The 13,861-nt window shown below is 69.8% G+C and carries 15 protein-coding genes; 11 read left to right on the top strand and 4 right to left on the bottom strand.

What is annotated here, in order from left to right:
* Positions 1 to 458: 458 nt before the first annotated feature.
* Together aat and KMW22_RS02825 are read right to left on the bottom strand one after the other, a co-directional pair.
* Positions 459 to 1,100: a leucyl/phenylalanyl-tRNA--protein transferase gene (aat, locus tag KMW22_RS02830; RefSeq protein ID WP_221088473.1), complete on the bottom strand. Its 642-nt coding sequence runs from the start codon at positions 1,098 to 1,100 to the stop codon at positions 459 to 461.
* Positions 1,101 to 1,103: 3 nt separating this feature from the next.
* Positions 1,104 to 1,529, bottom strand: coding sequence for a PaaI family thioesterase (locus KMW22_RS02825; RefSeq protein WP_221088472.1), 426 nt, complete (start codon positions 1,527 to 1,529; stop codon positions 1,104 to 1,106).
* Positions 1,530 to 1,615: 86 nt separating this feature from the next.
* Between KMW22_RS02825 and recF the strand changes: the two genes are divergently transcribed.
* From recF to KMW22_RS02770, 11 genes are all read left to right on the top strand, one after another.
* Positions 1,616 to 2,725 (top strand): DNA replication/repair protein RecF, encoded by a 1,110-nt coding sequence (gene recF / locus KMW22_RS02820; protein WP_221088471.1) that lies wholly within the window; start codon positions 1,616 to 1,618, stop codon positions 2,723 to 2,725.
* The gene (locus KMW22_RS02815) at positions 2,722 to 3,588 is read left to right on the top strand and encodes a DUF721 domain-containing protein (protein WP_221088470.1); all 867 of its coding nucleotides are present in this window, start codon (positions 2,722 to 2,724) and stop codon (positions 3,586 to 3,588) included. Before recF ends, KMW22_RS02815 begins: the two co-directional genes overlap by 4 nt.
* Positions 3,589 to 3,784: 196 nt before the next feature.
* Complete coding sequence (locus KMW22_RS02810) at positions 3,785 to 4,450, top strand: MogA/MoaB family molybdenum cofactor biosynthesis protein (protein WP_221088469.1); 666 nt, start codon at positions 3,785 to 3,787, stop codon at positions 4,448 to 4,450.
* Complete coding sequence (locus KMW22_RS02805; protein WP_328774565.1) at positions 4,440 to 5,240, top strand: hypothetical protein; 801 nt, start codon at positions 4,440 to 4,442, stop codon at positions 5,238 to 5,240. The genes KMW22_RS02810 and KMW22_RS02805 overlap by 11 nt, the downstream gene beginning before the upstream one ends.
* Before the next feature lie 266 nt (positions 5,241 to 5,506).
* Entirely contained in the window at positions 5,507 to 6,604 is a 1,098-nt protein-coding gene (gene truD / locus KMW22_RS02800; protein WP_328774564.1) for a tRNA pseudouridine(13) synthase TruD, read from the top strand.
* Positions 6,601 to 6,984, top strand: a complete 384-nt coding sequence (locus KMW22_RS02795; protein WP_221088467.1) for a hypothetical protein — start codon at positions 6,601 to 6,603, stop codon at positions 6,982 to 6,984. Before truD ends, KMW22_RS02795 begins: the two co-directional genes overlap by 4 nt.
* A 134-nt stretch (positions 6,985 to 7,118) precedes the next feature.
* Positions 7,119 to 7,424, top strand: coding sequence for a DUF3293 domain-containing protein (locus tag KMW22_RS02790; protein WP_235692429.1), 306 nt, complete (start codon positions 7,119 to 7,121; stop codon positions 7,422 to 7,424).
* Between the two features lie 414 nt (positions 7,425 to 7,838).
* The gene (locus tag KMW22_RS02785; RefSeq protein WP_221088466.1) at positions 7,839 to 9,596 is read left to right on the top strand and encodes an ATP-binding protein; all 1,758 of its coding nucleotides are present in this window, start codon (positions 7,839 to 7,841) and stop codon (positions 9,594 to 9,596) included.
* Between the two features lie 203 nt (positions 9,597 to 9,799).
* Entirely contained in the window at positions 9,800 to 11,059 is a 1,260-nt protein-coding gene (locus KMW22_RS02780) for an ABC transporter substrate-binding protein (protein WP_221088465.1), read from the top strand.
* 148 nt (positions 11,060 to 11,207) lie between these two features.
* Positions 11,208 to 12,137 carry a carbohydrate ABC transporter permease gene (locus KMW22_RS02775; protein ID WP_221088464.1) on the top strand — a complete coding sequence of 310 codons (930 nt, stop codon included), beginning with the start codon at positions 11,208 to 11,210 and terminating at the stop codon, positions 12,135 to 12,137.
* Between the two features lie 13 nt (positions 12,138 to 12,150).
* Positions 12,151 to 13,002 (top strand): carbohydrate ABC transporter permease, encoded by an 852-nt coding sequence (locus tag KMW22_RS02770; protein ID WP_221088463.1) that lies wholly within the window; start codon positions 12,151 to 12,153, stop codon positions 13,000 to 13,002.
* Between the two features lie 66 nt (positions 13,003 to 13,068).
* Here KMW22_RS02770 and KMW22_RS02765 read toward each other — a convergent pair whose 3' ends face one another.
* A complete protein-coding gene (locus KMW22_RS02765; protein WP_221088462.1) occupies positions 13,069 to 13,485 on the bottom strand; it encodes a hypothetical protein in 417 nt (138 codons plus the stop codon).
* Positions 13,486 to 13,536: 51 nt separating this feature from the next.
* The gene (locus KMW22_RS02760; RefSeq protein ID WP_221088461.1) at positions 13,537 to 13,818 is read right to left on the bottom strand and encodes an M-like protein; all 282 of its coding nucleotides are present in this window, start codon (positions 13,816 to 13,818) and stop codon (positions 13,537 to 13,539) included.
* Positions 13,819 to 13,861: the final 43 nt, after the last annotated feature.

Below are 13,861 nucleotides of genomic sequence, written 5' to 3'. Positions count from 1 at the left end.
CCGTGAGGATGGCTGTGGCTGACCCTGTCCCCTGAAAGCACGGGGAGAGGGCAGCCCCCTCCCCTAGCACGCCGCAGGCCGCCCCCAGCTGGAGGCGGCCTGTAGCAGTCACTCAGTGCATGGCGCGGTCTGGGCGCCAACCCCCAGGGGATACGGGGGTTATTTCAGCTGGCAGGGGGGCCAGCCGGGCTTACCGCACTCATCGGGACCACGGGGCGGGGGGAAGGAACCATAGGACGCACTGACACTGCCGCCCAGCACCAGGGCCGCCACCACTGCAAACACTGCTTTCTTGAACATATGTCTCCTTCCGGGCAGGGGCAAGCCGCCTGCCGCGCCTCGTGACACCTGAATTTCGAGGTGCCCCCACGCTAGAGCCGACCCCAGCCAGGAAACAGGCTTGCTTTTGGAGGGTCGGTGTGATTATGGGCGAAAGGCCCCCAGCGCCCAGCCGGGCTTCACGGCACGGCTTCCCCGTCTGTCAACGTCACATCCAGCGCCAGTGCCGCCTTTAGCTGGGCGCGGTACGCCCGGCCGCCCACCTCCTTCACCCCCAGGGTCTCCAGGTGGGGGGTCAGAATCTGGGCGTCCAGCAGGGCAAAGCCACGGGCATGCAGATGCCGCGCCAGGCCGATCAGCGCCGCTTTGCTGCCGTTTGTCTGACGGTGAAACTTGCTCTCGGCGATAAAGGCGCCGCCCAGCGCCAGCCCCAGCACGCCGCCGGCCAGTGCGCCGCCGCGCCACGCCTCAAAGGAATGGGCGAGGCCCGCAGCATGCAGGTGCTGGTAAATGGCCGCCAGTTCCTCGCTGATCCACTGGCCGTCGCGCGGGGGGCTGCCCGGCAACTCGCCCCGGCAGCCGGCCAGCACCTCGGGGAACGCAGTGTTCACCTTCAGCTCAAAGTGTTTGAACTCGCGCCCCAGGCGCCGGGGGACATGCAGGCCCGCGTCTTCGGTCAGGGGCACCAGGGCGCGGTTCTCCACGGTGTAAAACTGCAGCCCGTCGCCGTTGTCCATTAAAAAGGCGCCCTCGGCGTAGGCGCGCGCCACCTCGCGCGTCAGGGGATCGGGGCTGCGCAGCCAGGGCTCGGCGGTGGGCACAGCCTAGCGGGGGTACAGCACGGCCTGCGTGCAGCGGAAGAGCGCCATCAACTTGCCGGCCTCATCGTGCACCTTGGCGTCCCAGACCTGGGTGGTGCGGCCGGCGTGGACATTGCGCGCCTCGCAGGTCACCCGGCCCGAACGGGCGGTGCCCAGGTGGTTGCTTTTCAGTTCAATGGTGGTAAAGCCGCTGGCCCCCTCTGGCAGCAGCAGGCGGGTGCCGTAGCCGCAGGTGGTGTCGGCCAGGGCCACCACGCTGGCGGCGTGCAGAAAGCCGTTGGGGGCCAGCAGTTCGGGGCGCACCGTCAGTTCGCTGCGCAGCCGCTCGCGGCCGACCTGGGTAAAGCGAATGCCGATCAGGCCGGGCAGGTGGCCTTCGCCCAGGGCGTTCAGGGCCTCGGGGGTGGGCAGGGGGGCAGGCTGAGCCATGCCGCCCAGCCTACCGCGCGGGTGGGCTGGGCCAATGGCGGCCCCCGCCGCTGAAGATGGGCGGGGCCGGCGCCTAGAATGGGCGGGTGCGTCTGGACTCGCTCTCCACCCTGAACTACCGGAACCTCGCCCCCTGTACCCTCCGCTTTCCGGCCGGGGTCACGGGCGTGTTCGGGGAAAATGGCGCGGGCAAGACCAACCTGCTGGAAGCCGCCTACCTCGCCCTGACCGGCCAGACCGATGTGAGCCGCCTGGAACAGCTGGTGCAGTCCGGCGAAACCGAGGCCTACGTGCGCGCCGACCTAGAGTCGGGGGGCAGCCTGAGTGTGCAGGAGGTGGGCCTGGGGCGCGGGCGGCGGCAGCTGAAGCAGGACGGGGTGCGGGTGCGCACAGGCGACCTGCCCCGGGGCAGCGCCGTGTGGATTCGCCCCGAAGACAGCGAACTGGTGTTTGGGCCCCCGGCGGGGCGCCGCGCCTATCTGGATTCGCTGCTGTCTCGCCTGAGCGCGCGCTATGCCGAGCACCTGATCCGTTACGAACGCACGGTCTCGCAGCGCAACGCGGCGCTGCGCGGCGGCGAGGCCTGGGCCATGCACGTGTGGGACGACGCACTGGTGCGCCTGGGCACCGAGATCATGCGGGTGCGCCGCCGGGCCCTGGTGCGCCTGAACGAACTGGCCGCCGAGGCCAACGCGGGCCTGGGCAGCCACAAACCCCTGACCCTGAGCTTGCAGGAATCCACCACCCCCGAGACCTACGCCGCCGACCTGGCCGCCCGCCAGAGCGAGGAACTGGCACGCGGCTCCACCGTCACCGGGCCCCACCGCGACGACCTGCTGCTGACCCTGGGCGATTTTCCGGCCAGCGAATATGCCAGCCGGGGCGAGGGCCGCACCGTGGCCCTGGCCCTGCGCCGGGCCGAACTGGAACTGCTGGCCGAGCGCTACGGCGAGCGGCCGGTGCTGCTGATTGACGACTTTTCGGCCGAACTGGACCCCGGGCGGCGGGCCTTTTTGCTGGACCTCGCCTCCAGCGTGCCGCAGGCCATCGTGACCGGCACCGAGCGGGCGCCGGGCGCGGTGCTGACCCTGCGCGCCCACGCCGGACGCTTTACCCCCGAGGGGGCCGACACCGGGACCGCAGCCGGGGCCGACGCCATGCCCGCGCAGTCCCCCGTGGCCGAGGTGGGCACATGACCCGGGGCCGACGCCTGAGCGGCCCGCTGCGCCTGGGCGACCTGATGGGCGCCACCCTGGGCACCGCCCGCCTGACCCGGGGCATTCAGCGCGCGCGCGCCATCTTGCTGTGGCCGCAGGCGGTGGGGCCGGAAATCGCCCGCCTCACCCGGCCGCGCACCCAGCAGGGGAGCACCCTGTTCATAGAGGTGCGAGACAGCGCCACCGCCCACCACCTCAGCATGCAGCGTCACCATTTTCTGCGGGCGCTGAACGCCCTGCTGGGCGAGGGCAGCACCCCACTGACCGAGATCCGCTTCAGCGTGGGCACCGTACGCGAGGCCCCCGCGCCGGTCACGCCGCCGCCGCTGCCCGCCCCAGACCGCGCGCGGGCCCGGCAACTGGCCCAGGGCGTCAGCGACGACCTGAAACCCGCCGTGCTGCGCGCCGCCGAGGCCATCACCCGGGCCCGCAAGTGGCGCGAGGAACAGGGCTGGCGCCCCTGCCCGGTGTGCGGCGAGGCCAGCAAGGAGCAGCCCTGCCGCGCCTGCACCCTCACCCTGGCTGACCCCAACGTGAAGCGCGCCGCCCGCACGCTGCTGCGCGCCCCGGAGCGGCTGGACAGTCTGCGTGAGGTGCTGGGCAACAGTGGCGTTCATGCGGCGCGGTATCTGGCCCTGGAGCAGCTGAGCAGCCAGCTGGACTTGCTGGCGCTGGAATGCGTGCGCAGCGGCCAGGACAACGGCTACCGCGACTTTCTGGAGCAGCAGGCGCAGGTGTATCTAGCCCTGCTGCTGCGCCGCCCCCGGGGTGCGCTGCGCCGCAGCGACCGCGCCGCCTTGCCCGAAGCCGCACGCAACGTGCTGAACGCCGGACCCAGCTGAGGGCGGCCCACGCGGCGGGCAAAACCCCACGCCATTCGTTCTGGGTGCGGCTGCAAGGGCGGTCATACCCCCTCCCCCGCTGTGCAGCACCCCCTCCCCCACTGTGCCGCATCCCCTCCCCGACTGTCCAGCCCAGCGCGCCGCAGGGACGCCAAAGCTCTGCCGGAGGCGGCGCCCCGCGCTCTATGCTGGGGGCATGACCCAGCCTCGCGGCCCGCAAGCGCCTGCCACCCCCGACACCGGCGCCGCCAGCCACCGCCAGCGCGCGCCCCGGGCCGTGCGGGTGGCGGTGCTGACGATCAGCGACACCCGCACCCCCGACACCGACGAAAGCGGCGCCTACCTGCGCGCCGAACTGCAGGCCGCCGGGCACGAACTCGTGGCCTACCGCGTGGTGCGCGACGACGCCGTGGACATCCGCTCGGCACTGGTGGCCTTTACCCGCGAGGCCACGGTGGTGCTGTGCTCTGGCGGCACCGGCATCACCGGGCGCGACGTGACGGTGCCCGTGGTCGAGAGCCTGATCACCAAGCCCATTCCCGGCTTCGGGGAACTGTTTCGCATGCTCAGCTATCAGCAGGTGGGCGGCGCGGCCATGCTATCGCGGGCCGTGGCCGGGCTGGTGCGCGGCGCGGTGGTGTTTGCCATGCCCGGTAGCCTCAATGCGGTCAAAACCGCCTGGGAAGGCATTCTGCGGGACGAAATCGGGCACCTCGCCTACGAGATCGAGCGGCAGGCCCAGCCCGGGGTACTGCCGGGGGCGCCGCTGACCACGCCTTCGCCGCTGCCCCCCGCCCCGGGCGCGGGCGGCGGCAGCGCCACCGGCATCGGGCGCCACCGCAAGGGCGGCCGTGACGAGTGACCTGAGCGCCGCGTGGGCGCTGCTGGGCGCGCCGGGCAGCCTGGGGCCCGCGCTGGCTGTGGTGGGCGCCCTGATCGGCGGGTACTGGCTGGGCCGGGTGGGGCTGGCCGCGCGGCGCCAGTTGCGCCCGGCAGCAGCGTGGTGGGCCGCCCCCGGGCTGGGGTTGCTGCTGCTGGCCCCGGTGCTAGACGTGCCCGCCCTGTTTGGCGTGGGCGCGGCGCTGCTGCTGCTGGCCGAGTACTGGCCCCGCGCCTTTCGCCCGGCGGCGCGCCGCCCCGGGGTGGGCTGGCCGCTGGTGGGGCTGGTGATGGGCGCGGCCCTGGCCCTGGGCCTACAGCGCGGCGGCCTGAATCCGGCCACGTTCTTCGTGGCACTGGTGCTGCTGCTCTGGAGCGCGGCGGGGCTGCTGGGCGCCGCGCTGTTCCGGCGCCCGGCGGCCACGACACCGCTGGGCTTTTCGGCCCGCTGGAAGGCGCCGGTCACGCCGCCCTGGCCCGAACTCAGCGTGACGCTGTCGGACCGGGGCGCGCACCTGCGCAACGTGTCGGGCGCGCGCCTGCATCTTGCGGGCTGGTCGCCGGCCGGGGTGAACGCGTGGTACCGCGTGCGCACCGAGCGCGGCGAGCCCCTGGCCGAACTCGCCGCCGGGCAGGAGGCCGTGCTGCCGGTGTCGGCCTACGATTCGGGCGTGCGGGTGTGGTACGCCGCCGCGCGCACGCCCGGCACCACCCACCTCTTCCGCGCCGACTGGACCCCCACCGCCTACGCCGAGCAGCGCGTGCTGAACTGAGACGGCTTCCGAAACGTTCCGTCAGACCTGACAGAATGCTTCCGACCGCAGGGACTCGCAGAGCTACGCAGCAGAGAGGGGAAAAGGAAGGATTTCCGGGAACCGCACCTGGAAGGCTCCGCCGGAGAGGAACACCCAGCTCGTTTCTGGCTGTTCCGAAAATGGACGGCATTCCGTATGACCCCTACTACACCCCCGGCGGTGGCCTGCGCCCTTCCGCCTCTTCTCACGCCTTTCTAGGACGTGCGGGCTATGGTGGGCAAATCGTGAGTCTGGTGTTTGACTGGTCGGCGCTGCGCGCCCTGACAATGGATGAGGGCACGGGCGGCACCCTGCGGCAACACCCCGAAGACTTCCGGGTGGAAGAACTGCCCGCCTACCCCCTGTCCGGCGAGGGCGACCACCTGTTTATTCAGGTGGAAAAGCGCGGCCATACCACGGCCCACGTGCTGCGCGAACTGGGCACGCAACTGGGGGTCAAGGACCGCGACATCGGCGTGGCGGGGCTTAAGGACCGCCACGCGGTGACCACCCAGTGGCTCAGCCTTCCGGCACGCTACGAAGCCCGGCTGGGCCAGTTTGCCCTGAGCGGCGTGGAGGTCGTGCAGGTCACGCGCCATACGAACAAGCTGGGGCTGGGCCACCTGCGGGGCAACCGCTTTGTGGTGCGGGTGCGCGGCGCCCCTGGCCAGGCAGAGCAGGCCGCGCGCCTGCTGGCACAGTTGCAGCTCGGCGGCGTCCCCAACTACTTTGGCCCGCAGCGGTTCGGGCTGGGGGGCCTGAATGCCGAAGAGGGCCTGCGCGTGGTGCGCGGCGAATCGCGCGTGCGTGACCCCCGGGTGCGGCGCTTTCTGACTACCGCCCTGCAGAGCGTGGTGTTCAACGCGTTTGTCAGCCTGCGCCTGGAGCATGGGGTCTTCGACGCCCTGCTGCGAGGCGACATGGCCAAGAAGCACGACACGGGCGGCGTGTTTCAGGTCGAGGACGCCGCCACCGAGTCCCCGCGCGCCGCCCGGGGTGAGGTCAGCGCGACCGGCACGCTGTTTGGCAAAAAGGTGCGCCCCCTGAGCGCCGAGGCCGGTGAGCTGGAACAGCAGGCCCTGGCCGCCCTGGGCCTGAGCCCCGAGATGTTTCATTCCCGCAAGGGCGATCGCCGCCTGACCCGGGTGTTTGTCGAAGATGCCAGCGTGCAGCCCCAACCCGACGGCTACACCCTGGCCTTTACCCTGCCGCGCGGCAGTTTTGCCACCAGCGTGCTGCGCGAAATCATGAAAACCCAGGTGGACACCCCGGACACGGAAGCTGCAGAAATAGAGGCTTCAGACCCCGGGGACACCGAACGCGAAGAAGGAGTGAGCGCATGACATCCCGTTCCCTCTGGTCACGCGCGGCGCTGGCAGCGCTGCTGTGCCTGGGCCCCACCCCGCCGGCCCAGGGCGCCGCCCCCACCATGACCCTCAGACTGACCCACGGCGGCGCGCTGCTCAGCGGCGCCCTGCGCGTGACCCGGGCCGATGAACTTACCGGCATATGGAGCAGTGTGGGGCGCGCGCGTATGCTGCGCTGCACGCCGCGCTGCGAGGTGGTGGGCACCCTGCCGGTGCCGGGGGTATTGAACCTGGGCACCGGCAGCAGCTACCGGGTGGTGCTGGGCGGCAACTTCAAGGTGGGCCAGAAGGTCAGCCTCGTGCTGCGCTACCGCAACACCCAGATCACCAACCTGATGGCCACGGTGGCCCGCTGACCCCGGCGCCGGACCCTGCCCTGCGCGCCGCCTTTCTGGGCGCGCATTACGGCCTGGGCGGCGCCCGCGTCACCTTGCAGGGCACTGCACCCGGCTTCCGGCCCGCATGGGCGCCCCCGGGAGGCCGCTGGGCCATGATCACCGCATACAACCCGGGCGCGCAGCCGCAGAGCCACGCCGACAACGTGGCGGCCCACGCCCGCTTGCGTGAGCAGGCCGCCCCCTGGGCTCCGCTGGAGACGGTGAATGGCAGCGGCCCCCACGCTGAACCCAGCCTGCTGCTGCGCGGCGTGCCCCTGCACGAGGCCGCTGCATTGGGCCGGGCCGCCGGGCAGGTCGCCATCGTGTGGGGCGTGGGCCACCGCGCCGCCCTGGTGTGGCTGCAGGGCGAGAGGATGCAGCTTGAGCGGCACTGGCTAAGCCCTGTCAACGGGGCATAGAAGAGTGTCGGCACGATCGCGCGAACAGGGTGGGTTGCTAATCGGCAGGCAATGAGGGACGGGCAGGTGCAGAGCGCCCTGTACAAGGGTGCGCTGACCGCTACGGTTCTGCTGCTTCCCCCTGCCCCCTGCCGTGGACGCCATGAGATCCGCACCGGACACTCAAAACGAGGGCCCCGTACAACGTTTTCTGCGTTTTGACTGCAACCTTCGCCCGCGACCAGCCGTCCCACGCTAAGGCGCAGCGTGGGCTTCATGGAGAGTGCCCCCACGCCAGCCCCACCCACGTTGAATCGGCGTCCCGCACCGTGTGCCCAAGTCCCCGACCAAGCTGAGCGCCGTGCCCCTTTCCCCCTCTCCCCCGCTGGGGTCCCCGATCCCGGTTGACCCAGCCCGGCGGTATACTGCCCGCTTGTGACGCTGGACGCGACGGACGCCATCTCGCCGCTGGGGGTGCTGCCCCCACCGGGGCCGACGTGCATTCACCTGCCGCTGAACGTGACCCCCCAGGAGCTTGCCCGCTACGCCGTGGGGCTGGCCAATGCGCGCGGCGGCACCGTGCTGGTGGGCGTGGATGTGGTGGAGCAGCCCCAGCCCCCTGAGCGCGACGCCGGAGAACTGCATCCCCTGATGGTCACCCACGCCATCTTCGAGCTGTCAGGCGGGCGCCTGACGGTGAATGTGCAGCACCACCGCCTGCCCGGTGGCCTGAAAGTGCTGGCGGTGTTCGTGCCGCACGCGCCCTATGTGCTGGCGGCGCCCGACGGCTCGGTGATCGCCTGGGACGGGGCGCATCTGGTGCCGGTCACGCCCTCGGCCGCCGAGCCGGTGGCGGCCCCCGACTACACGGCCACCGTTCCCCCCGACGCCTCGCTGGCCGACCTGGACCCCGCCGAGGTGGCGCGCCTGCGCAGCCTGGGCCGGCGCCTGAGCGCCTCGGCACTGCCGGACCTGGATTTTCTGCGCGAACTGGGCCTGCTGCTGCCCAGCGGCGGGGCGCTACGGCCCACGCTGGCGGCCATTCTGCTGGCCGGCACCCCGGCGGCCCTGCGCGCGCACGTCCCACAGGCCGAGGTGTGCTTTTACCACCACGCCACCCTGGACCCCGAATTTCAGTTCCGCGAGGACCTGCTGCGCCCCATTCCCGCGCTGCTGACCCGGCTGGCCGAACTCATTCAGGCCCGCAACCGCTTTACCCCGGTGCAGGTGGGCCTCTTCCGCATCGAGGTCTGGGACCAGGACGAGGTGGTGTACCGCGAGGCGCTGCTCAATGCCCTGACCCACCGCGATTACACCCTGCGCGACGCCGTGCACGTGCATTACTTCCCCGACCGCCTGGAAATCATGAACCCGGGGGGCCTCCCCGGCGGGATTACTCCGGGGAACATCCTGCGCCACCAGCCCAAGCGGCGCAATCCGCTGCTGGCCGAGGTGCTTTCGCGCCTGGGGCTGGTGGAACGCGCGGGCGTGGGCGTGGACAAGATGTATTCGCTGATGCTGCGCCACGGCAAGGAACCGCCGGAGTTCACCCCCTACCCCGACGCCGTGACACTGGCCCTGCACAGCCCCGGCTTTGACGCCGAGTTCGTGCGCTTTGTGGCCAAGAAGCAAGAGGAGATGCAGACCCTCTCGCTGGACATGCTGATCGTGCTGTCGCTGCTGGCGCGCGAGGGCGAGGCCACCCGCGCCCACCTCGCCCGCGCGCTGCAACTGCCCGAAGACCGCACGCCCCGGCTGCTGCGCGGCATGGAGGAGCACGGCCTGATTGCCCGCGCGGGCGTAGGGCGCGGCATTGCCTACGTGCTGGGCGAGGAGGTGCGCGTGGCCCTGGGTCACGAGCGCACCGTGCTGCCGGCCGCCCAGCCAGAGACGCCGACCCCCGCGCCGGTGGCCCCTGCCCCAACCCGGCCGGCGCCAGCCACTGCCCGCCCCCGCCCCGAGCGTGACCCCGGCGCTCCCAACTCGGCCGAAGTGCGCGCCGCCGCCTTGACCCTGGCGCGCGAACAGGGCCGGGTGCGCAACGTGGACCTGCGCGCGGCGTGTGGCCTGAACACCCAGCAGGCATGGCGGGTGCTGCGCCGCCTGGTGCAGGACGGCCTGCTGCGCAAACTGGGCACCGGCACACGCGACGCCGCCTACGAACTGACCCAGGGTGCCGGCCAGCCGGCCTAATCTTCCCTAAAACCCCGCACCAGCCCTGGGCGATTTTCCGGGCCTCGCGCGCCGGAACAACCACTAGTCATCTTGGAACTGTTTCCATTGACAGGCTCGGGGCCGACGTGTACGCTGAGCGCTATCTAAAGTTCAGCAAGTGGAACCGCTTCATACCGGAAGCGGGCTGACCACGGGGTCGGCGGTCCACCCAAGGGGGATGCATGAAGAAAGCTATTGCGCTGATCAGCCTGTCCGCCGCCATTCTGGCCAGTTCCCAGGCGAGCGCGGTGACCGTGACCCTGGCCTGCGGCGACGTGGGTGTCGAGCTGAAGATGTGTAAGGAAGGCGCGGCGCGCTGGGCCAAGAAGACGGGGAACACCGTCAAGGTCTTCGAGAGCCCCAAGCTGACCAACGACCGCCTGGGCCTGTACCAGCAGCAGCTGGCCGCCAAGAGCAGCGACATTGACGTCTACCAGCTGGACGTGGTGTGGCCGGGCCTGCTGGCCCAGCACTTCGTGGACCTGCGCGGCAAGGTGCCCGCCAGCGAAGTGAACGCCCACTTCAAGGGCATCATTGACGCCAACACCGTGAACGGCAAACTGGTGGCGCTGCCCTGGTTCACCGACGCCGGGCTGCTGTACTACCGCACCGACCTGCTGAAGAAGTACGGCTTCAAGGCCGCCCCCAAAACCTGGACCGAACTGGCCCTGATGGCCAAGAAGATTCAGGACGGCGAGCGCAAGACCAACAGCGCCTTTAGCGGCTTCGTGTGGCAGGGCAAGAACTACGAGGGCCTCACCTGCGACGCCATGGAGTGGCTGGTGTCGTTTGGCGGCGGCACCATCGTGGACAGCACCGGCAAAATCACCATCAACAACGCCCAGGCCGCCAAGGCGCTGGACACCGCTGCCAGCTGGGTCAAGACCATCAGCCCGGCCGGCGTGACCACCTACGACGAGGAAGCCGCGCGCGGCATCTTCCAGGCGGGCAACGCCGCGTTCATGCGCAACTGGCCCTACGCCTGGGCGCTGGGCCAGGGCAAGGACAGCAAGGTGGCCGGCAAGATCGGCGTGGCGCCGCTGCCCAGCGGGGGCGCGCGCAACGCCGCGACCCTGGGCGGCTGGCAGCTGGGCGTGAGCCAGTACTCCAAGAACCAGGCAGCGGCCATCAGCCTCGTGCGGTACCTGACCAGCCCCGAGGAGCAGAAGATCCGCGCCATTCAGGGCACGTATAACCCCACCCTCCCCGCCCTGTACAAGGACAAGGACATTCTGGCGAAGAACCCCTTCTTCGGCAGCCTGTACAGCGTCTTTACCAGCGCGGTGGCCCGCCCCTCGGCGCCCACCAAGTTGAAGTACAACCAGGTGTCGCAGGCCTTCTCCACCGCCGTCAGCGACGTGCTGAACGGCAAGATGAAGGGGCAGCAGGCAGTGGCCAAGCTGGCCACCGACCTCGCCCGCATCAAGGGCCGGGGCTGGTAAGCGCCCAGAGGCGGGCCACCCGGCCCGCCACGCCTGCGGGGACGCCCACCTTCCGGGTGTCCCCTCTTCCATGTGGCCCCGGCTTACCCCACGCCCCCAGCCTGGGCCGGCGTTTTCGGCCTGAGCCCGCCAGGAGGTTTTCCCGGACATGACTGTTCAAGCGCCCACCCCTGCCCGGCCCCGCCGCACGCGCGGCATTGAAGCGGCCCGCGCCCGGCAGGCCCTCTGGCTGCTGCTGCCCACCCTGATCGCCATTGCGCTGGTGGCCGGCTATCCGCTGTACCGCACCTTCTACTTCTCGCTGTTCGACGCCAACCTCACCAGCCCGGAGCAGCGCAGCTTTATTGGCCTGGGCAATTTCTGGTTCACCACCGAAGACGGTATAGCGGTGGGCTTCCTGCAGGACCCCAAGTGGTGGGGGGCGGTGAAGAACACCCTGCTGTTCACCGTGGTCTCCGTGTTTCTGGAGACTGTGTTCGGCATGATCATCGCGCTGGTGGTCAACAGTGCCTTTAAGGGCCGGGGCCTGCTGCGCACCGCCATGCTGGTGCCCTGGGCGATTCCCACCGTGGTCTCGGCGCAGATGTGGGCGTACCTCTACAACGATTCCTTCGGCCTGATCGGGCGCGGGCTGCTGGGCGGCCAGGCGGTACTGGCCAATACCGACACCGCCATCTGGGCGCTGATCGCGGTGGACGTATGGAAAACCACCTCGTTCATGGCCCTGCTGATTCTGGCCGGCCTGCAGAGCCTGCCGGGCGACATGTACGAGGCCGCCGATGTAGACGGCGCCAGCAAGTGGACCCAGTTCTGGAAGCTGACGTTGCCGCTGCTGCGCCCGGCCCTGCTGGTGGCGCTGGTGTTCCGCAGTCTGGACGCCCTGCGCGTGTTCGACGTGATGTCGGTGATGCTGGGCAACGTGAACGCGGCCAGTACCTCCATGACCGGCTACGCCCGGCAGGCCCTGATTGACAACCAGCTACTGGGCATGGGCAGCGCGGTCAGCGTGGCGGTGTTCCTGATCATCATGGTGATCGTGGTGATCTACGTGACCGCCTTCCGCGTGAAATTCGACTGAGGAGGGGAATGCCATGAACCTGAAAACCGCCAACCCCGCCCTGTATTACCTGCAGCGGGCCGCCTTTTACCTGCTGGTGCTGGTGATTGCGGTCTATCTGCTGGCGCCTTTTGTTTGGGCCGTGCTCACCAGTTTGCGCTCGCCCGGCGACCTGTTCCTGACGCCCCGCGAATTCATTGCGGCGCCCACCACCCTGCAGAATTACGTGCAGGTCTTTTCCAACCCCAACTTTCAGCGAGGCCTGCTGTACAGCCTGATCGTGGCGGTGGGCTCGGTGCTGGTGAGCCTGCTCATCGGCGCCTTTGCGGCCTACGCCCTGGGCCGCTTCCGGTTTAAAGGCAAGACCATCGTGCTATACGTGATTCTGGCAGTCAGCGTGTTCCCGCAGATTGCGGTACTGGGCGGTCTGTACACCCTGATCGGCGGCCTGAAGCTCTACAACAGCCCCCTGGGCCTGATCCTGTCGTATCTGATTTTCACCATTCCGTTCACGGTGTGGGTGCTGACCAGCTTTGTGCGGGACATCCCCGGCGAACTGGAAGAGGCGGCGCTGGTGGACGGCGCGTCGCCCCTGCAAACCCTGTTCCTGGTGCTGTTCCCGGTCATGATGCCCGCGCTGGTCACCACAGGGCTGCTGGCCTTTATCAACGCCTGGAACGAGTACCTTTTCGCCCTGACCTTCACCAGCACCAACCGCACGGTGCCGGTGGTGATCGCCAACTACTCCGGCGCCACCCAGTTTGACCAGCCCTGGGGGCCCATCATGGCCGCCAGCATCGTGGTCACCATTCCGCTGATCATTCTGGTCCTGGTGTTCCAGCGCAACATCGTCTCGGGCTTGACCGCCGGGGCCGTGAAGGGCTGAGCCACAACCACAGGTCAACACGCGGCGCCGCCTTCCTGGCTGGGAAGGCGGCGCCGCAGTTCTCTTTCAGTTCAGGTGGCTCTCGACAGCGGGCAGGCCACCGTAAGTCACCGTGACATCACGCAGCAGCTGGCGGGCAAGGCTAAGCAAGGCGTCCTCGGTGTCCTGCTCCACGCGGAACACGCCGCTCTGGCCGTACTCGCCCTGAAAGGCCCCGGCCACCCAGCGGACCCGCACCAACACCTCGCACAGGCCCAGGCGCAGCCACGCGGCATGAAAGCTGCCGCTGGGCGGCGGACGCAGGCGTACGGTGGGATCGGTGGTGAAGTCCAGGGTCACGTTGTTCAGCGGCAGTCCCGGGCCGCTGGCGGTGCGCAGAGCGTGGTACAGCGCGTTCAGGAACGCTTCGCAGGCCCGCTGCTCGGCCTGCCGCTGGGCAGCGCAGCGGCGGATCACCGCCTGCAGTTCATCGAACTCGCTCATGGCGTAGGAGGCCGGGCAGGAAGGCCCCACCCAGCCGAAGAGGCTGGTGGCTCAGTCCTCGCGGCCACTGGTGGCGTCGCCCATGTTGGTGCTGGGCGGGTCGCTGGCGTCCATGCTCTGGTGGCTGGCGATGTCCTGCTTGTCCAGCCCCTCGCGGCGGTACTGGCCAGGCGACTTGTTCTCCTGGTCCACCGCCGCCTCAATCTCGGCTTCGGCGCTGGGGCGGCCCATGAACTGCAGGTCCACATTGCTGATCTCGTTCTCGTGGCGCACGGTGCCCTCGGCCTGGGGCTGCGCGGACGGCGTGGGGGTCTGATCATCGTGCTTGGTCATGGCTGTACGCTACCGCTGGGCCGCGCGGCGCACCTGAACAGCT

The sequence above is a fragment of the Deinococcus aquaedulcis genome (assembly GCF_019693445.1).
Taxonomy (GTDB): Bacteria; Deinococcota; Deinococci; order Deinococcales; family Deinococcaceae; genus Deinococcus; species Deinococcus aquaedulcis.
This window is presented reverse-complemented; position numbering and strand designations above follow the sequence as displayed.

Coding starts and splice junctions, on each gene's coding strand:
- KMW22_RS02825 (WP_221088472.1), bottom strand. CDS start 1,529: ATGGCTCAGCCTGCCCCCCTGCCCACCCCCGAGGCCCTGAACGCCCTG.
- KMW22_RS02815 (WP_221088470.1), top strand. CDS start 2,722: ATGACCCGGGGCCGACGCCTGAGCGGCCCGCTGCGCCTGGGCGACCTG.
- KMW22_RS02810 (WP_221088469.1), top strand. CDS start 3,785: ATGACCCAGCCTCGCGGCCCGCAAGCGCCTGCCACCCCCGACACCGGC.
- KMW22_RS02795 (WP_221088467.1), top strand. CDS start 6,601: ATGACATCCCGTTCCCTCTGGTCACGCGCGGCGCTGGCAGCGCTGCTG.
- KMW22_RS02790 (WP_235692429.1), top strand. CDS start 7,119: ATGATCACCGCATACAACCCGGGCGCGCAGCCGCAGAGCCACGCCGAC.
- KMW22_RS02780 (WP_221088465.1), top strand. CDS start 9,800: ATGAAGAAAGCTATTGCGCTGATCAGCCTGTCCGCCGCCATTCTGGCC.
- KMW22_RS02775 (WP_221088464.1), top strand. CDS start 11,208: ATGACTGTTCAAGCGCCCACCCCTGCCCGGCCCCGCCGCACGCGCGGC.
- KMW22_RS02770 (WP_221088463.1), top strand. CDS start 12,151: ATGAACCTGAAAACCGCCAACCCCGCCCTGTATTACCTGCAGCGGGCC.
- KMW22_RS02765 (WP_221088462.1), bottom strand. CDS start 13,485: ATGAGCGAGTTCGATGAACTGCAGGCGGTGATCCGCCGCTGCGCTGCC.
- KMW22_RS02760 (WP_221088461.1), bottom strand. CDS start 13,818: ATGACCAAGCACGATGATCAGACCCCCACGCCGTCCGCGCAGCCCCAG.